Raw genomic sequence first — 17,718 nt, forward strand, 5'->3', positions numbered from 1 at the left:
TCTTCCTCCTTCCGATTCGTGCATTCATGTCTAGAATTATAACACGAGATTTTAAATTTCCGTTGCGCATTTGACTTAAAAACGCGATGTTGTCCCGGTTAACAAACGTTTAAATGCCTGTTCGAACGCCACATCTTCCTGCCGCGTCCGTTTTTTCGGTCCCTTCGTCCGGCCACCCGCTCGTCGGATTTCTTGACCGACATGTCGTGTATGTAAAAGAAAATCGATATTTTCATTCGTAAAAATCCGGCCATTCTGATCGACGGCTCGTCCGTTGCGGGCAAGAGCCAGAGCTGCCAGACCGTAATCCTGGGTAACGACGATGTCACCCGGTGCCATCCGGTTGACGATGGCAAAGTCGACGGCGTCCGCACCTTGACCAATCGTGATGGTCGTCGCCCCTTCCCGATTGAACTGATGTGCCGTATCACAGACTAAAAACACCTCATACCCTCTGCTCAATCGAATCGTCAAATCGACGACCGGACAGCCGTCCGCATCGATCCATATCTTCATGTCACGTCACTCCTTCTTTTGTTCTCTTTCATTCAGTTTCCGTGACGACTGGAATCACTGTCAAGTCGATCACTCGAAGTTGACCGTAACTGCCGTAGAACCGACAATAGAAAGGAAAGGATGTGCCAAAGTGAAACCTGCAACATTTACCTCATTTTTATCCTTACTGAAGAAAAGCGAACCACCGGTCGGACTGCTGTCGGCAGCCGTGACGGTTTCAATCATCCAGGCCCTCGCTGCCTTGATGATTCCCTGGTTCTTGAAATCCTTGATCGACAACTTTTCCATCGATCAGGTGACACCGGGCTTGATTGCCCTCTTCATCACGGTCTTCATCGTCCAGATGATCAGCAATGCTTTTTCCATCTACTGGTTGCAAGTCGCCGGGCAACGAATCGTCGCCAACTTACGGACGATGTTATGGAAACACTTGCTAGCTTTACCCATTCCCTTCTATGACGAAACGAAGTCGGGTGAACTCGTCTCACGTCTCAATAACGATGCAACCACCTTACAACAGTTATTATCGGAGCAACTTGTTCGTCTCTTAACCTCAATCGTCTCGATTGTCGGCGCGATTACGATTTTATTTTTCCTCGACTGGCAAATGACGCTCGTCATGGTCATCGCCGTCCCGTTGACGTTATTGATCATCATTCCGCTTGTCCGGAAACTGCATCAGATTTCACGGGAAACGCAAAAAGAGCTCGCCGGATTATCGGGATTTTTTGCGGAAATGCTTGGTGAAGTACGCTTGGTCAAATCACAGGCGACAGAAACCTATGAAATGGACCGTGGAAAAACGCGGATTGAACATCTGTTTGGCTTCGGCGTGAAAGAAGGTAAGATTCAAGCCATTTTACTGCCGGTCTTCAACGTCGCCCTGACCTCGATGCTGATCGTCATCATCAGTTTCGGCGCTTACCGCGTCTCGACGAACCAGATTACGGCAGGTGAACTCGTTGCCTTTTCGTTATACCTGTTTCAAATCATGACACCGCTCGTGACGATGACCGAGTTCGTCTCAAAATTACAGAAAGCGCGCGGGGCAACGGAACGGATTTCTGAACTGCTCGAAGAACAACCGGAACAGGACGGTACCCGGCAGGTCGAGCGTCCGTTTGCAGCCGTTCATTTTAATCACTTGTCGTTCGGCTATGACGACACGACATTGTTGCACGACGTCACCTTCTCCTTGCCGCGTGGTCAAACGACGGCGATCGTCGGTCCGAGCGGCTCCGGTAAATCAACGTTGTTCGCCCTGCTCGAACGCTTTTATCTGCCGACGAATGGTCAAATCGAGCTCGGCCGTCATGCGATTGATCAGTTTGAGCTCGCGAGCTGGCGGAATGCCATCGGCTACGTTGCACAGGACTCGCCTGTCTTGTCCGGAACAATCCGCGACAACCTGTTATATGGCTTGACGCAACAGGTCACGGAACAACAAATCCGGGACGCTGCCGAAATGGCGAATGCCGATGAATTCATTTCTTCGTTTACGCTCGGATATGATACGGAAATCGGCGAACGGGGTGTCAAACTGTCAGGTGGTCAACGGCAACGGATTGCGATTGCCCGGGCCCTCCTGCGGGATCCGGAATTGTTATTGCTCGACGAAGCGACCTCGAGTCTCGATTCGGAATCGGAACGGGTCGTGCAGGAAGCGCTCGAACGGCTGATGGAGGGACGGACGACGTTTGTCATCGCCCATCGTCTCGCGACAGTCCGGCACGCGGATCAAATCGTCGTTCTCGAACAAGGGCGTGTTTCCGGAATCGGAACACATGACACCCTCGTCGAGACAAATGTTTTGTATAATAAACTCGTAACGCAACAATTCATCGGTCAAACCGAAACGACCAGGGGGAGTAACAGATGACAAAAACAATTGGTTTCATCGGACTGGGTGTCATGGGTCAAGGCATGGTCCGCAACTTATTAAAAGCCGGCTTTTCCGTCAAAGGCTATAACCGGACAAAAGAAAAAGGTTTGCCGCTTGAACAGGACGGCGCCGTGATCGTCGATACGATTCAGGAAGCCGTGACGGATGTTGATGTCATCATTTCAATCGTCGGTTATCCGCAAGACGTCGAACAGATTTACTTGGCAGACGACGGGATTTTAGCATCCGCTAATCCAGGGACAATCGTCATCGATATGACGACATCGAGTCCGGCGCTCGCCATCCGGATTGCCGAACAAGCGGCACAAAACGGTCTTTCTGCTCTTGATGCGCCGGTCACCGGCGGCGATCTCGGAGCAAAAAACGGCACACTTGCCATCCTCGCAGGTGGCGACGAAGACGCGTTTAACACCGTTCGGCCGTTGTTTGAAGCGATGGGGAAATCGATTGCCCGCTTCGGAGGTCCGGGACAAGGACAATCGGCTAAGCTTGCCAATCAGATTGCGATTGCCGGATCCATGATCGGGACAGCTGAAATGTTGCTGTTCGTCACGAAATCCGGCATTGATCCGACGCAGTTCGTCGAGACAATCAAAAGCGGTTCGGCCGGCAGCTGGTCACTCGAAAACCTGATTCCGCGTGTCATCGCCGAGAACTATTCACCTGGTTTCTTCGTCAAACATTTTATTAAAGATATGAACCTGGCGCTCGAACGGGCTGAAGAGATGGGGATTGCGACACCGGGACTGGCTCTCGTCAAAAACTTATATGAGGAGCTGGCAGCATCCGGTCATGCCGAATCCGGTACACAAGCCCTTTACTTGCTGTTAAAAGAAAAAACACCGTCGCGTTAAGGAACGGCACGACAAAACGAGTCTGATCTACCCGATGAAGGGTGGATCAGACTCGTTTTTTTACGCGGAACGTGTTGCTGTCTGTTGCTCTTTTTTTAATTGCTCATAGAAATGCGCCATCGTCGTATCAAAGTACGGTGTCAGCAGGACAACGCCGACGGTACTGAGTAACGCGAGAATCCCCCAAAGGATGAAACTGAGATACAGTTTCGCGAGACGCCATTTATGCCCTCGCATCATCCGTCGGCTTTCGCCAAGAACTTGGACAAACGACAAATCCGGTCGATCAACTAATAAAAACGGCACCAAACGGTACATCAGATAAAAGAAAATCGCTGGAAGGATTAAAAAAGATCCGATGTAAACGAGCAGCGTCACCAGTGTATAGGTTGCCATCGTCTTCAGGTAGAAACGGATTGAAGCAAACCCTTCAAATAACGTCCCGATACCGGCTGATTCCCCACGGACGAATCGTAAATAGGCAATCGTCCGTCCAAGCGTGACGGGTGACAGCACAATCGTCACGACGATGTTCAGGGCGACGAACCGTAACATACTGTCGAGATTATCCTGGTCAAACGACATCCGGCTGGCAGCCAGTGCAAAGATGACGAAATAGATGATTGAGATACTCAGCCCCGTCAGCCACTTCCCTTTTAATGTTGCAAGTGCAGCTTGTTTGTACTGTAAATTTGTCATGAGATACTCCTTTGTCTTTCAACTTTCCTGTTTTAGTGTACCGTAGTCTGCTTTGAAAAAATAGCAATCATCCCCTTGTAACGCTAAAGATGTGAAGATTTTTGGGCAACTGTGATAATTGGATTCCTTTCTCTTCTTAAAAGAGTGATGCAACTGAAACCACTTTTTCTTCAACATAAAAAAAGAGGAACAGATTCAAATCTGCCCTCATTCCTCATAATGTTGACTGTCGCGCCAACGAATGACTTTGATTAACGTGCCAGCAACTGTTTCAGCGCCGCGACTTTATCAGGATCGACTTGACCGTCTACAAGAACGGCGGATCCGACATGTAACTCGGTTGCATTGGTTGCTTTAAGTAATTCTTCCGCCCGTTCGACTGTGATACCAGAGCCCGGTAAGACAATCAAGTCGGGATTTTGCTCAATCAACTGGGCGATGACGCCTTGACCTTCAAGTGCCGTCGCATGTCCGCCTGACGTTAAGATCCGGTCGACCTCGGGAAAATCAGCCAATACTTCCGCTGCTTCCAGGATGTCCCGACTACTGTCGATTGCCCGGTGGAACGTCAGCGACAAATCGCCCTTATGTTTGATAATCCGTCCGAGGAATCCTTCATCGACACGGCCATCCGGCGTCAAAGATCCGACGACGATTCCCGCTGCTCCGAGTTCCCGGATCAAATCGATATCGGTAATGATCGTTTCCTGATCGGCTTTCGAATAGACAAATGATTTACTGTGCGGGCGCACGAGGACATGAACCGGAATCTCGACCGATGACAAGACTTGCCGGATCAACCCGTAGCTCGGTGTCAAGCCGCCTTCAGACAAGGCGGATACAAGTTCCAGCCGATTGGCTCCCGCCCGCTCGGCTGCTGTTGCTTCTTCAACTGTTGCTGCAATGATTTCTAACATGATACATCCCTCCCGCCCTAGTGTATCATGAGACGACCGTCCAATTCACCCGTTCGTTGAACAGTTTCATTTCCCATGACGGCGGATAGGTCGAGGGACTGAGGACGATTTTAGCGCGCCGGAATTCAGCGACTTTATACTTCCGGTTTCCTTCGAACTCGTCACACGCCAAAAAGGCATAGACGTCCTTCGTCCGTCCGATGATCGCTTTTTGAATCAGGGACGATTCGATGTCATCGCTGACGAATCCGCGCTCGATTTCGGCTCCGTCGAATGCCAAAAACGATGCATCAAAGGCATAGGCATCGAGCGCCTGTAACACTTCGACTCCGACCGTCTGTCCGAATGAATCGACGGTTCCACCGAGCAATCGGATTTCACCATGAAACGGTCCTGTTTCCCGACATTGCTCCAGATGACTGGCAATCGATAAGGAGTTCGTCACGATTGTCGCTCCCCCACTGAGATACGGTAGCAGATGTTCGACCGGTTCCCCTTTCCCTAAAAAGATGCAGGAGTAGTCACTGAGCCAGCCTTTGGCGTACCGGGCCAACCGCCGCGACAGCTGATCCGTCCGGCGCGAAATCGGCGACTCCTGTTTCCCGCCTTGATAAATCGCTCCCCCATACACCCGCTTCAGTTGCCGTTCCCGTTCGAGTTCCTCGAGATAGCGCCGGACCGTCTCACCGGAGACATCCAGACGATCAATCAAATCTTTCGTCATGACTTTCCCTTCTTCTTCAAGCCATTGCATGATTTGTGATTTTCGTTCCTCTCCTAATAACGACACATGACCTTCCCCCTTCACAGACAAGTACTACTTCTAGTGTAGCGAACGTCTGTAAAGGTCTTGTAAATCCGGTGTAAAAAAACGTGTAATTCCTATGAAATGTTGTTGAATTCGTTTATTTTTCAGTTTACCGTGAATACAGAACGAACTTCCGTATAAAAAAACCGAATGCTGTTGCCCTTCCATCACAGAAGAACAACAGCATTCGGTCGAAATCAATCGATTTCTTTTTTATCTTTCGCAAACATACCAATTTTCGATTCCGTCCCTTGACGGATTCGACTGATGTTTTCGCGGTGTTTAAAGATGACGAACAGTGCAAGAATCGTAAAGAACGTCGGGACGATCCAGTCCTGCTCGATGATGCCGATCGTAATCGAAACAATGATGCCGATGCTTGCCGCAACGATTGAGCTGAGTGAGACCATCCGGCTCAGTCGTAACGTCGTTAAAAACGAGACGAGCAAAAAGAGGAACAAAATCGGACTCGTCACGAGCAGCATCCCGCCGGACGTCGCGACCGCCTTTCCGCCTTTGAACTTGGCAAAGACCGGATAAATATGTCCGATGACGGCCGCTAGACCCGCAAACAGCGGATGCAGTTCGGAAGCGAGCAGGATCGGCACGAGACTGGCGACTGCACCTTTACCGAGATCACCAATCAAGACAATAATCCCTGCCTTTTTTCCTAAAACCCGGAACGTATTCGTCGTCCCGAGATTCCCGCTGCCGTGCTGCCGAATATCAATGCCATGTCCCCATTTTCCGACAAGCAACGCAAACGGAATCGAGCCGAGTAAATAGCCTAAAATTAAAATCCCGATGATTTCAATCATGGTCAACCTCCAACGTATTAGTGACCGACCTTCATATATTCTTCGAGAGTCTGTCCATTATTTTTAATTTGTGCGGCTGGACCGACACCAACATAACGGATGTGCCATGGCTCATACGTGTACCCAGTCCGTGACTGGAACCCACGGTCGTACCGGACGATAAATCCATACTTCGCTGCGTTGTTCGCAATCCATTTTCCTTCTTTTGTATCTCCAAGTTCTGCCGTCAATCCATTCCCGACACTCGGTGCCGAGATATCAAACACAAGTCCGGTCTGGTGCTCACTGTGACCAGGACGGGCAGAATATTGATCAGCTGCCGCTTTTCCGTCACGGGCGACGTAGTTGTTATAAAGGACCGTCTGACGTGAACCAGAACGGAATCCACTGACGGCATTTAGTGTCACGCCGTCGGCTTTCGCATCAGCAAACATTTTTTCCATCTGTTTCGCTGCCGGTGCCCGCATATAACTTTGTTCGAGGACACCTGAATATGAGAAGCTGACGTTCGGTACGACTAAGTCCGACGGTTTGTAATCAATCGGTAAGCTGTATTTTTTATTGACGACGACTAACTCGCCCAGTGACAGATCGGCTTTTGTATCCGATTTATCAACGTCCGGTGTCTCGGACTCAGGTTTCGACGGTTTGGCCGGTTCCGGATCCTGAACGGAATCGGTTTTCCCGTCATCTTTTTTGTCGGCCGATTTGTCTTCTGTCGAAGATTCGTCCGATGACTTCTCTTCCGTCGCCTTCTCTTCAGCTGCTTTATCCGCTGCCGCTTTCTCTTCGGCCGCTTTTTCATCCGCCGCTTTTTTATCGGCAGCCGTCTGTTCTTCTGCTTTTTTCTCAGCTTCTGCTTTAGCATCGGCTTCCTTTTTCGCTTCTGCTGCTTCTTTGGCTTCTTTTTCTTTTGCTACTTCGGCATCACTTTTTTCAGTATCTGAAGTGGTCTTTTCGTCTGCGCTTTTATTCGCCTGTTCGGTTTTTGAGTTGTCTTCCGCTTCCTGATCCCCAGGGTTACATCCTGCAAGGAGGAGCGCCAATGTACTGACTGCTACGATTTTTTTCATTTTTAATTCCCCGCTTCCTTGGTGCTATTCTATGTTACCTCTAATCGACTGATTAGAAAAGCCCTCACGCAAGAAATCCTGCTGAGGGCGGAGGCTTAATTTGAGACGAGTGCGGCATCCTCGGTACGCATTTGTTCGTAGATTGCGTGCCAGTTCGGAAAGACTTTCGGCAACCGGATTGGTCGGAAGTTTTCTTTTTTGACGACGACATGCGTCGTTTTGGCCGAGACCGCCAGTTGACCGTCGGCATTCTTGACTTCATAACCGTAAATCGTCCGCAGACCGTCATAATGATCGATCCAGACAGAGACATGCGCCACGTCACCGTACGTCAACGACCGTTTATAATCGAGATTCACGTTTGTGACCGGCGAGACATATCCGGCTTCTTCCATTTCCTTGTAATCGAGTCCAAGTGACTTGATCAGTTCCGTCCGTGCAATCTCAAGATAAACGAGATAATTCGAATGATAGACGATGCCCATCATATCGGTTTCGGCGTAACGAACTGGTATTTCAATCGTGTGCATGTAGCTTCCCCCTTAAAAATCCTCTTTTTCAAGATAGGACCATTCTGAACCGGTTAAGCTAAGTTTGTCAATTAATCGGACGGATTGCTTCGCAATGGCCCGTTCGACGATCGTAATCGCGGCACGCGCATTGCCGTTCGGAACCGTCTCAATCATTTGCTCGAGCGTCTGCTTCGCTTCATCCGTCAATTGATATCCGTACTGGGCGGCGTAATTGATGATGATCTCGATCAGTTCCTCCTTCGCATAGTTCGGGAAATGGAACTCCCGTTTAAAACGCGACTTCAGTCCGGGATTACTGGCGAGTAACGCCTGCATCGGCTGCTCGTAACCGGCAAGGACGACGACCAGATTATCGGCATGTTTCGTCATCTCATCGACGAGCGTATCGATCGCTTCCTTACCAAAGTCGTTGGCGCCGCCGTTCAGCGCATAGGCTTCATCGATGAACAAGACGCCGCCGAGCGCATCCCGGATGACGTCCCGCGTCTGTTGGGCGGTTTGCCCGACGTATCCGGATACGAGATCAGCCCGGCTGACGACTTTTAAGTGGCCCCGCTTCAAGTAACCGCATTGACGGAGAACATCGGCATAGAGAGCCGCGACCGTCGTCTTTCCGGTTCCGCTGTTCCCACTGAAGACGGCATGCAATTCGACCGGCAAGACTTTAAACCCTGCCTCCTGTCGACGCTTCTGCATCGACAACAAGGCTTGGATCTGTTTGATTTCCGCTTTCAGCGGCTGGAGCCCGACCAGTTGTTCGAGTCGTTCCTCGACCGTACTGTCGTCTGAGGCGACGAGTTCGAAATCACTTTGTTCGAGCAGCGCAAAATCTTCGTGACTGGCACTTTCCCCGAGACTGGCCCCTTTTTTAAAGATCGCATCAAGGACGATATTCCGGACCGCCCGCCCGTTTCCGAAACTGGCATCGACCCGTTCCCGTTCGAGCCGGGACAATAACGCCCGCTCCGCCTGTTCGGTCAAGACGTAATCATTGACGGTCGCAATCGAACGGCCAATTTCAAGCAGTTCCGTATCGGTATAGTCCGCGAGCAGATAATGATTCGATTCCGGAAAACGGCTTCGCAGACCGGGATTCGCTTTCAGGAAATCACGCATTTCTTCCGGATAACCGGCAAGAACGACGGCAAACCGACCGGCGTATTCTCCGCTCGTCATCGCCGCAACGAGCGTATCGATTGCTGCCTGTCCGTAATCATTGCCGCTTTGACCGGCCCGTTTTAAGGCATAAGCCTCGTCAATGAACAGGACACCGCCGACCGCTTCGCGGACTTTACTCATGACCTGTTCTTCCGTCTGACCGACAAACGCACCGACGAGCGACGACCGGTCCGTCTCGACGACTTCCGGGCGTTCGAGCAGACCGAGTTCATGATAGATTTTCGCCATCAACCGGGCAAGGGTCGTCTTACCGGTCCCGGGATTCCCCATGAAAATCATATGGAGTGACGGTTGATCACTCGAACGGTAACCGTCCGACGTCCGTTTTTGCTGATACTTTAGGAAACGGTACATCTGATGGACCCGCAACTTGATGTCATCGAGACCAATCATCGCATCGAGTTCTTCAAGTGCCGACCGTTCGACCTGTTTGATTTCTGCCGGAAGCAGCGCGACGACCCGGCGTAAATCCTGTAGCGCCGTCGCTTTCAGTTCTGTCATCTCCCGGAAGGCGTCACGCGAATAAAACCGTTCCTGTAAGCTGTCGAGAAACTCCGTCGCGATCTGTTCGAGTGTCGCGCTCGACAACAGCAATGCTTTGCCAGCCTCAAACAGTTCCGACCAGCGCGCGGCATCAATCCGGCGCAACCGTTCCGTCTGTTCAACGACCTGTTCCGTCTCGTGCAGGATTTGATTGGCTTGTTGAATCAATTCCTTTGTCGCTGACCGTTTCGCATTGGCATTGTCCGTCTCACGGATCGTCGGAAAGGTGTTGGCGACGAGCAATTGATAACTGCTTTGGAGTTGTTGTTCGATCAACAACTGTTCGAGTCGTTCCGGCAGACGATCGTGTTGACGGATTTCCTGCATCCAACTCTCGGCCAACGCATCAATCCGTCCCGTCATGATGTAACGGTGTTCGACGAGTAAGGCTAAAATCCGGACTAACGCTTCCGTTTCCTGTAATAGACGGCTGCTTTGGGCATAACGTAAGGCCAGGACTTCTTCGACCTTTGAGCCCTCTTCCCACGCCGCAATTTGTTTGAACATCTCCTCTTTTGAGAACGTCTCCATGTATTGATTCCTCCTGCTTCTCGAAAAAACCGACTTTGGTCGCCACGGTGTGACGCTCAAGTCGGTCTGTCCTCATTTAGCTTTTAACCAGTTTGGATCGAATGTATCCAGTGTCTCGATCTTTTTCATCTTGACGGAGTAGAACAGCTTTCCATTATTACGCGATTCGGCTCCGAGTACTTTCGACCGGTCGGACGCGACATAGTATGTCGCCTCTTCCGCATTGTCGTCCTTGTCAAAGAAGGATGGATACTGTTTGATCCATTCTTTCGGGACTGTACTCGACGGCTCTTTTTTGACATAGACGTCAGCTGCATTTCCGGCGATGTCGGCTTCACCTTCGACTTGACCAAAATCACCGTCTTCAATGAACTTGATGATCTGTTCGTTAAAGCCGCGTGACAGGAACGGACGCGGCGCACTGACACTCTTCGATGCTTTCGTCTCATTCAAGAGTTTACCGGCTGCATCGTACTCGCGGAACATCTTGCCGTCCCAAATCGCCATCGTTCCTTTGGATGGACCGTCGATGACTTCTGTCCGGAAGTGCCCTTTATCATCAAAAACGACTTCATACGTCCGTGTCTCGAGTGCATCTTCCGTCGTCGACAATTTCTTTTCGACATATTGGATCCGCGACATCGTATAAAACGGTTTGACCGGAGCTGCTTTATCTTCATTAGCGGTCTGTGTCTTATTCAAAAGGTAAAAATTATAGGCAAGGAGTATCGCCATTGCCACGATTGCGACTGCAATCCATGTACTCGTTCGTTTCGTCATGCCATGTACACCATCCTATATTTGTCTCGTTTCATGTTAATGGTATCGGTTTTAGGCTTAGAATACAAAGGGTTTGTCCAAGATTCACGCATTTCTGAAGAAATACGTCAGACTTTTGAACAATTGATTCCGTTTCGAATCGTTCTCAAGGATTTCTTCAAAAAACACAAAAGTGAACTGACCGTTGCCGGCAGTCCACCTTGATTTAGTCTGTTTTCGGTTCGAGTGAGACAATCATCGATTCATCGACGAGGTAATAGAGGTGCTTCGGCAACTCCCGTAAGTAGCCTTGCTCAAACAGCTTCGCACAATCGACCTGGAACGTTTTCGAATGCGGTTTGAGGGGCAACTTTCGTTCTTTCTCGAAATACCGGTCGACTGCGACCTGGACATGATCCATCTCATAGACCGTCAAATGGTCTTTCGCTTCCATGATGGTAAACGTTTCCCGTGACATATAGAAGACTTGCGTCGAGCGGGCACCAAGATATGGCGCAAGTTGCGTTAAATCAATCCGTTGTTCTTCATCGAGCAAAATCGTCCGGTTCGTTCCTTTCGGCAACGCCGATTCAAACGCATGTGTCGCCCGTTTGACTTCATCGAGCGTGACGTCGCGAACCGGCAGCTCGGGTTCTTCTTTTGCTTGAAACCATTTCTTGAATCGGTTCACGGTCTCGCCCCTTTCTGCATCAAAAAAGGTGGGGTTGCCCCCACCTCAAACGTTAATGTAAACGGTTTAGTTTTGCAAGCGTTCGCGGAGAACCATCGGTAAGATTCCGCCGTGACGGTAGTAATCGATATCGACTTCTGAATCAAAACGAGCAATCGCTTCAAACTTCGTGACTTTTCCGTCTGCAGCTGTCGCTGTGACTTCGACGATGTCACGCGGACGAACTGACTCGTCGATTGCGATACTGATTGCTTCTTCACCTGTTAAGCCAAGTGATTCAGCCGATGTGCCAGCTACGTATTGGAGCGGCAAGACACCCATCATGACGAGGTTAGAACGGTGAATCCGCTCGAAGCTCTCGGCGATGACGGCTTTGACACCAAGAAGGTTTGTACCTTTCGCTGCCCAGTCACGTGATGAACCCATTCCGTAGTCTTTACCAGCGAGGATGACAAGACCTGTGCCATCTTCTTTGTACTTCATCGCAGCGTCGTACATCGCCATTGTTTCGCCTGTTGGCCAGTACGTCGTGAAGCCGCCTTCTGTACCTGGAGCAACTTGGTTACGGATCCGGATGTTCGCGAATGTTCCGCGCATCATGATTTCGTGGTTACCACGACGTGAACCGTATGAGTTGAAGTCTTTTGGTGCGACACCTTTACTGACAAGGTATTGTCCGGCTGGTGTCGTTTTCGAGAATGAACCGGCTGGTGAGATGTGGTCTGTCGTGACAGAATCCGCAAACTTACCGAAGACACGGAGATCGTTTAATGCTTCGACATGACCGGCTTCTTTCGCCAAGTTTTCGAAGAACGGCGGATTTTGGATATATGTCGATTCTGCATCGAAGTCATACTGATCGCCTGTCGGCACGTCAAGATTGTTCCAACGTTCGTTTCCTGAGAAGACCGAATCGTACTCGGCACGGAAGCTTTCCGGTGTGACGACTGTGTTGATGATCGTTTGGATCTCGTCACGTGACGGCCAGATGTCCGCGAAGAAGACTTCTTGTCCATCTTTACCTGTTCCAAGTGACGCGTTCGTGATGTCGACGTCGACTGTACCGGCAATTGCATACGCGACGACGAGTGGTGGTGATGCCAAGTAGTTGGCTTTGACGAGCGGGTGAACCCGTCCTTCGAAGTTCCGGTTTCCTGAGAGGACAGACGAGACGAGCAGGTCTGATCCGAGGATCGCGTTTTCGACGGCAAGGTCAAGTGGACCCGAGTTTCCGATACATGTCGTACATCCGTAACCGACTGTGTTGAAGCCAAGTTGATCGAGGTACGGTTGAAGTCCTGATTTCTCAAGGTAATCCGTAACGACTTTTGATCCCGGTGCAAGTGATGTCTTGACGTATTTCGGAACCGTCAATCCAAGATCGATCGCTTTTTTCGCAACGAGTCCGGCACCGATCATGACGTATGGGTTCGATGTATTCGTACAGCTCGTGATCGCTGCGATCGCAAGGTCTCCCGTACGCATCTCTACCGCTTCGTCTTTGAATTGAACGACAGCTACTTTGCTTGCTTCTTCTTTTGCAAGACCAAAACCGGCGTTTCCTTGTGGTGCTGTCAACGCTTTTTGGAACGACGTGTGCACGTCCGTCAAATCAATCCGGTCTTGTGGACGTTTTGGTCCGGCAAGTGCAGGAACGATTGTCGACAGATCAAGTTCAACCGTCTTCGTGAACGTTGGATCTTCGTTTTGCGGCGTGTAGAACAAGCCGTTTGCTTTTGAGTAGTTCTCGACTTTTTCAATCAAGTCTTCGTCACGGCCTGTCAGACGGAGGTACGTCAACGTTTCCGTATCAACCGGGAAGAATCCGCATGTCGCACCGTATTCAGGCGCCATGTTGGCAATTGTTGCGCGGTCAGATAATGACATCAAGTGAAGTGATGGTCCGAAGAACTCAACGAATTTACCGACAACATTTTGTTGACGTAACATTTCCGTCACGCGAAGGGCGACGTCCGTTGCTGTTGTTCCAGGATGCATTTCACCTGTGATGCGGACACCGATAACTTCAGGAACCGGGAAGAATGAAGGTTGTCCGAGCATTCCTGCTTCTGCTTCGATTCCGCCGACACCCCAACCAAGGACACCGAGTCCGTTGATCATCGTTGTATGCGAATCTGTTCCGACGAGTGTATCCGGGTAGACATCAACCGAACCGTCTGCTGTTTCTTTTTCAAGAACGACAGATGCCAAGTACTCGAGGTTAACTTGGTGGACGATTCCTGTTGCAGGCGGTACAGCACGGTAGTTATCGAATGCTGTTGTGGCCCAGCGTAACAATTTGTAACGTTCTTCGTTACGTTCGAACTCAAGATCCATGTTTTCAGCGAGTGCACCGGCAAATCCGTAAGAATCGACTTGAACCGAGTGGTCAACGACGAGATCAACAGGAACTTCCGGGTTGATGACTGATGGATCTCCACCGAGGTCCTGCATCGCTTTACGGAGTGACGCGAGGTCGACGACAGTCGGAACGCCTGTGAAATCCTGTAAGATGACGCGTGACGGCTTGAACGGCACATCGATATCATTCGATACTTGGGCAGTTCCCCATTTCGCCAAGTTTTCGACATGCTCTTGTGTAATCGAACGACCGTCTTGTTGACGAAGGACGGATTCAAGCAGCACACGGATTGAATACGGAAGACGTTTGACCTCCGTCAGACCGAGTTCTTCCAATTTTTCAATGCTGTAATAGTTGTAATTTTTACCGTTTGCTTCAAACGAACGGCGTGCACCAAACACGTCTTGCGTTGGTTGCGTTTGCTTCATGCTGATTCCCCCTTTAAGTGTTGACGACATCAAGCCCCTGATACCGCTTACTTGTACAGCTCTATCATAGTATAATATGAGCCCCGTTACAATTTGAAAGAACAAAAGACCTTCAATAAGTTTTACTTATCACCTAATTGAGAAGCTATATCAATCATATGCTTATGACGACACGCGCTTTCTAGTTTTTAATGGTTCTGTTACGGGTACAGATAAGTTGTAGAACGACATCAGAACTTTCTGGAGGCGGAAATTATGGCACAATATAAAAACAATGAGGCAACGCACGTCGTCACGACGATTATTTTCAACGATCTGGAAAAAGCAAAAACCGGTTTTGAGATGATCAAGGACCTCGAAGCAATTAAAGAGATTGAAATGGAACAGATGGTGCTTGCTGAACGCAATGAGACGGACGGCTTCTCGTTCATCGATGCGATCGACTTCACGCAACAGGATCAATCGTTTAAAGGTTCCATGATTGGAATGGCAGTCGGCGTTGTCGGTGGACCGTTCGGCATGCTCGTCGGTTCCGTCGCCGGTTACCTGATCGGGGCGAACCGTGACGAAAAAAACGAACGCGATTCGTTTGATTTGTTTAACCGGACACTCAACCAAATCAATCCCGACCATTACGGCGTCATCATCATCAGTGAGGTCAACGAGGATTCGGAAGCGATCAACGCGATTGCGGCGGAACTCGGAGCGACCGTGCGCCGGACCGGTGAAACGTTTACGGATGAGACGGTTTAATTTTAAAATAGGGTTGTTTTGTCCCCGTTACTTCGGGGACTTTTTTGTTTTTACCCACTTTACTATGCGTGACAGATTACGACCGTTAAATAAACATTAACTCATATCGATACAACAACTCGTGCAACCAATCATCTGAAAGCTCCATCTTGTCCGCCGCCAGTGCTAAATCTTCAATTATGCTGTGCAGCGCTTCTCCAAACTGTTTTTTCAACAAAACTATCACCTCGTCAATGACCGGGCGAAATATTGATTGTATACACATTCTGCTTGTCTGATTAATAATATAACCCTCCTCATCAGTACCAAGTCGTGTTGGTAATTGCATGTCATCGCCACCTCCAAATTACTTCCATCCGTACATTTGAACATTACACATGGGATTCACAGGACACGCGTTTTACTTAAACACCATTGTTCCTGTATTCAAAAAAGCGGTTGCTCCTCTCTGTTTGATTTTTACGTATTTTTTAATATCAGATTATATTTTTTCTAAAATAGACAAGTTAGAAACCAAAATAACTGAAAAATTATGGGAAAAGAACTATGATAAAAAGGAATATTCATACATATAATAATTTTAAATGTTTGGATTCAAAAAAGAGAAAGGAAAATGAAAGCAATTCACCTAAAAATTACGTATGAAAAATGGAGGAAACAACTATGTCTTTAAAAAAAGTAATTACCTTGCTTGGAATGATGTTCACTGTTCTTCTTTTAGCAGCTTGCAACGATTCAGTCGAAAATAATATTATCGGAAGTTGGAAAGTGGTATCCGAAAATAAAACGCTCTCTTACATACAAATAAGTGAAAAGAGATATACCATTCGTTCAATCGACGAAGACCCGCAAACAGCTGACTATATCATAACTGAAACCGAGGATGATTCGTTTATCTTTGATGTGATCAATCCGGAAAGTGGATCAAACAAGTTTTTGTTTGAAGGTCACTTTGAAAATGATGATAAAATTTCGTTACTGAGAAACACAAACGGACGTGATACTAAAAGCGTATTGATTCGAGTGGACAGCATCTCCGAGGAAATGAAAAAACAAGCATTGAAAGAAGAAAAGGAGAAAAAGGTACAGCAAGAAAAAGAGGAGCAACTTGCCAAAGAGGAAGAAGCGGCACGACAAGAGGAAAATGAGTCTACACTTCAAGAAGAAGAACAAGAACAAGATCAAAATGATGAAAGTAACATGGAGTCGACGGAAAAAACAAAGTACTTGCAAAGAGCAGACGCTCTTGATGAAAAGATACTTGCTGAAGGAAAAAAGCTGTATGAACAAGATTTACCGACCGGTTTTTATGGACAGTATTACGAAAAGTGGGATAACCTGTTGAATGATATGTGGGCAGAAATCAAGACACAAAAATCTGCAGCTGAATTTGAGCTTCTAAGACAAGATCAAAGCAACTGGATTGATCAAAAAGAGAAGGGTTTTTCTGAAATTCCGGATGAACCGGCTTCTGAAAGAGCCCGGGGAATGGATTTTTTAACGTTTGAGACAAAAAACAGAGTCTATTTTTTAATTGAAAATCACTCAAAATGAGCATAAGAAATACGGTGAAATGAGGACTTCCTTTTTATGAGACTATTACCCCCTAAGCCCTTTTATTACGAAGGTGGCGAACGAGCTGTTCTGCTCTTGCATTCCTTCACCAGCAATCCAAACGACATGAAAAAGCTTGGCCGCTACCTGCAACAACATCAGTACTCCTGCTACGCTCCGACACTGAGTGGACACGGTATACCGGCAGAAGAACTTCTGAACTACGGACCAGCCGACTGGTGGCAAGATGTTCTCGACGGTTATCAGCTGTTGAAAGACAAAGGATTTAAACATATAGCGGTCGTCGGTCTCTCACTGGGTGGTGTTCTCGCTTTAAAAACAGCACAGGAGTTGAAAATAAATGGTGTAGTCACCCTGTCCGTACCGATGGATAAAGAAGCAGCCGTCCTAAAGGAACGAATCCTTTATTACGCCAAGCGCTATAAACAACTCGAAGGAAAAGAGGATCAGCAGATTGTCTCTGAAATGGCTGAACTGGATCACCTCCCTTTTGAATCGCTGACCGACTTCGAACAACTCATTAACCGGACGCGAGACCATTTAGCCTCGATAGTCTCTCCTGTTTGCGTAATATACGGGGAAATGGATGATCCCTCATACAAGACGAGTGCCGAAACGATTTTTGAAAGCGTAGCTTCGGATCAAAAAACGATTAAAGGATTTGCGAATTCGAAACATTTAATGACGTTAGGAAAAGATATGAACACAGTTAATCAAGACATTCTTGCGTTTTTAAACGAACTGAACTGGTGATGTATTCATCCCCTTTAAAGGCA

Annotated in this window: 17 protein-coding genes; 5 read left to right on the forward strand and 12 right to left on the reverse strand. The window is 48.6% G+C overall.

From position 1 onward, the window contains the following. Positions 1–75 precede the first annotated feature (75 nt). On the reverse strand, positions 76–516 hold the full coding sequence (locus tag P402_RS0110750; RefSeq protein ID WP_026828689.1) for a YaiI/YqxD family protein: 441 nt from the start codon (positions 514–516) through the stop codon (positions 76–78). Between the two features lie 130 nt (positions 517–646). Between P402_RS0110750 and P402_RS0110755 the strand changes: the two genes are divergently transcribed. Then, positions 647–2,395, forward strand: coding sequence for an ABC transporter ATP-binding protein (locus P402_RS0110755; RefSeq protein WP_026828690.1), 1,749 nt, complete (start codon positions 647–649; stop codon positions 2,393–2,395). Next, positions 2,392–3,273: an NAD(P)-dependent oxidoreductase gene (locus P402_RS0110760; RefSeq protein WP_026828691.1), complete on the forward strand. Its 882-nt coding sequence runs from the start codon at positions 2,392–2,394 to the stop codon at positions 3,271–3,273. Before P402_RS0110755 ends, P402_RS0110760 begins: the two co-directional genes overlap by 4 nt. Before the next feature lie 60 nt (positions 3,274–3,333). Here the strand turns inward: P402_RS0110760 and P402_RS0110765 are convergent, their stop codons facing one another. The 10 genes from P402_RS0110765 to acnA all read right to left on the reverse strand — a co-directional run bounded on the left by P402_RS0110765 (position 3,334) and on the right by acnA (position 14,614). Then, complete coding sequence (locus P402_RS0110765) at positions 3,334–3,972, reverse strand: DUF975 family protein (RefSeq protein WP_026828692.1); 639 nt, start codon at positions 3,970–3,972, stop codon at positions 3,334–3,336. Between the two features lie 251 nt (positions 3,973–4,223). Continuing rightward, a complete protein-coding gene (locus P402_RS0110770; RefSeq protein ID WP_034769923.1) occupies positions 4,224–4,889 on the reverse strand; it encodes a copper homeostasis protein CutC in 666 nt (221 codons plus the stop codon). Between the two features lie 25 nt (positions 4,890–4,914). Next, positions 4,915–5,679: a DeoR/GlpR family DNA-binding transcription regulator gene (locus P402_RS0110775; protein ID WP_026828694.1), complete on the reverse strand. Its 765-nt coding sequence runs from the start codon at positions 5,677–5,679 to the stop codon at positions 4,915–4,917. A 215-nt stretch (positions 5,680–5,894) separates the two neighbouring features. Beyond that, on the reverse strand, positions 5,895–6,515 hold the full coding sequence (gene plsY / locus P402_RS0110780) for a glycerol-3-phosphate 1-O-acyltransferase PlsY (RefSeq protein WP_026828695.1): 621 nt from the start codon (positions 6,513–6,515) through the stop codon (positions 5,895–5,897). Positions 6,516–6,532: 17 nt separating this feature from the next. Then, entirely contained in the window at positions 6,533–7,588 is a 1,056-nt protein-coding gene (locus tag P402_RS0110785) for a M15 family metallopeptidase (RefSeq protein ID WP_026828696.1), read from the reverse strand. Between the two features lie 95 nt (positions 7,589–7,683). Beyond that, complete coding sequence (locus P402_RS0110790; protein WP_026828697.1) at positions 7,684–8,118, reverse strand: acyl-CoA thioesterase; 435 nt, start codon at positions 8,116–8,118, stop codon at positions 7,684–7,686. A gap of 12 nt (positions 8,119–8,130) precedes the next feature. Further along, complete coding sequence (locus tag P402_RS0110795; protein ID WP_026828698.1) at positions 8,131–10,374, reverse strand: AAA family ATPase; 2,244 nt, start codon at positions 10,372–10,374, stop codon at positions 8,131–8,133. Positions 10,375–10,446: 72 nt separating this feature from the next. After that, positions 10,447–11,154 (reverse strand): hypothetical protein, encoded by a 708-nt coding sequence (locus P402_RS0110800; protein ID WP_026828699.1) that lies wholly within the window; start codon positions 11,152–11,154, stop codon positions 10,447–10,449. Between the two features lie 205 nt (positions 11,155–11,359). Beyond that, complete coding sequence (locus tag P402_RS0110805; RefSeq protein ID WP_026828700.1) at positions 11,360–11,824, reverse strand: DUF3939 domain-containing protein; 465 nt, start codon at positions 11,822–11,824, stop codon at positions 11,360–11,362. Between the two features lie 66 nt (positions 11,825–11,890). Further along, complete coding sequence (gene acnA / locus P402_RS0110810) at positions 11,891–14,614, reverse strand: aconitate hydratase AcnA (protein WP_026828701.1); 2,724 nt, start codon at positions 14,612–14,614, stop codon at positions 11,891–11,893. 255 nt (positions 14,615–14,869) lie between these two features. On the opposite strand from acnA, the gene P402_RS0110815 reads away from it, so the two are divergent. Continuing rightward, positions 14,870–15,367: a hypothetical protein gene (locus P402_RS0110815; RefSeq protein ID WP_026828702.1), complete on the forward strand. Its 498-nt coding sequence runs from the start codon at positions 14,870–14,872 to the stop codon at positions 15,365–15,367. Between the two features lie 85 nt (positions 15,368–15,452). Here P402_RS0110815 and P402_RS17070 read toward each other — a convergent pair whose 3' ends face one another. Then, entirely contained in the window at positions 15,453–15,695 is a 243-nt protein-coding gene (locus P402_RS17070) for a hypothetical protein (protein WP_026828703.1), read from the reverse strand. Positions 15,696–16,030: 335 nt separating this feature from the next. Here P402_RS17070 and P402_RS0110825 point away from each other — a divergent pair, with 335 nt between their 5' ends. Together P402_RS0110825 and P402_RS0110830 are read left to right on the forward strand one after the other, a co-directional pair. Continuing rightward, complete coding sequence (locus tag P402_RS0110825; RefSeq protein WP_026828704.1) at positions 16,031–16,921, forward strand: lysozyme inhibitor LprI family protein; 891 nt, start codon at positions 16,031–16,033, stop codon at positions 16,919–16,921. A 36-nt stretch (positions 16,922–16,957) separates the two neighbouring features. After that, on the forward strand, positions 16,958–17,695 hold the full coding sequence (locus P402_RS0110830; protein ID WP_026828705.1) for an alpha/beta hydrolase: 738 nt from the start codon (positions 16,958–16,960) through the stop codon (positions 17,693–17,695). The last annotated feature ends 23 nt before the right edge of the window (positions 17,696–17,718 follow it).

The organism is Exiguobacterium sibiricum 7-3, from assembly GCF_000620865.1.
GTDB classification, from domain to species: domain Bacteria; phylum Bacillota; class Bacilli; order Exiguobacteriales; family Exiguobacteriaceae; genus Exiguobacterium_A; species Exiguobacterium_A sibiricum_A.

Excerpts from the sequence above, each read along its gene's own strand:
- P402_RS0110750 (WP_026828689.1), bottom strand. The coding sequence starts at position 516 with ATGAAGATATGGATCGATGCGGACGGCTGTCCGGTCGTCGATTTGACG.
- P402_RS0110760 (WP_026828691.1), top strand. The coding sequence starts at position 2,392 with ATGACAAAAACAATTGGTTTCATCGGACTGGGTGTCATGGGTCAAGGC.
- P402_RS0110765 (WP_026828692.1), bottom strand. The coding sequence starts at position 3,972 with ATGACAAATTTACAGTACAAACAAGCTGCACTTGCAACATTAAAAGGG.
- P402_RS0110770 (WP_034769923.1), bottom strand. The coding sequence starts at position 4,889 with ATGTTAGAAATCATTGCAGCAACAGTTGAAGAAGCAACAGCAGCCGAG.
- plsY (WP_026828695.1), bottom strand. The coding sequence starts at position 6,515 with ATGATTGAAATCATCGGGATTTTAATTTTAGGCTATTTACTCGGCTCG.
- P402_RS0110785 (WP_026828696.1), bottom strand. The coding sequence starts at position 7,588 with ATGAAAAAAATCGTAGCAGTCAGTACATTGGCGCTCCTCCTTGCAGGA.
- P402_RS0110790 (WP_026828697.1), bottom strand. The coding sequence starts at position 8,118 with ATGCACACGATTGAAATACCAGTTCGTTACGCCGAAACCGATATGATG.
- P402_RS0110795 (WP_026828698.1), bottom strand. The coding sequence starts at position 10,374 with ATGGAGACGTTCTCAAAAGAGGAGATGTTCAAACAAATTGCGGCGTGG.
- P402_RS0110800 (WP_026828699.1), bottom strand. The coding sequence starts at position 11,154 with ATGACGAAACGAACGAGTACATGGATTGCAGTCGCAATCGTGGCAATG.
- acnA (WP_026828701.1), bottom strand. The coding sequence starts at position 14,614 with ATGAAGCAAACGCAACCAACGCAAGACGTGTTTGGTGCACGCCGTTCG.
- P402_RS0110815 (WP_026828702.1), top strand. The coding sequence starts at position 14,870 with ATGGCACAATATAAAAACAATGAGGCAACGCACGTCGTCACGACGATT.
- P402_RS17070 (WP_026828703.1), bottom strand. The coding sequence starts at position 15,695 with ATGCAATTACCAACACGACTTGGTACTGATGAGGAGGGTTATATTATT.
- P402_RS0110825 (WP_026828704.1), top strand. The coding sequence starts at position 16,031 with ATGTCTTTAAAAAAAGTAATTACCTTGCTTGGAATGATGTTCACTGTT.
- P402_RS0110830 (WP_026828705.1), top strand. The coding sequence starts at position 16,958 with ATGAGACTATTACCCCCTAAGCCCTTTTATTACGAAGGTGGCGAACGA.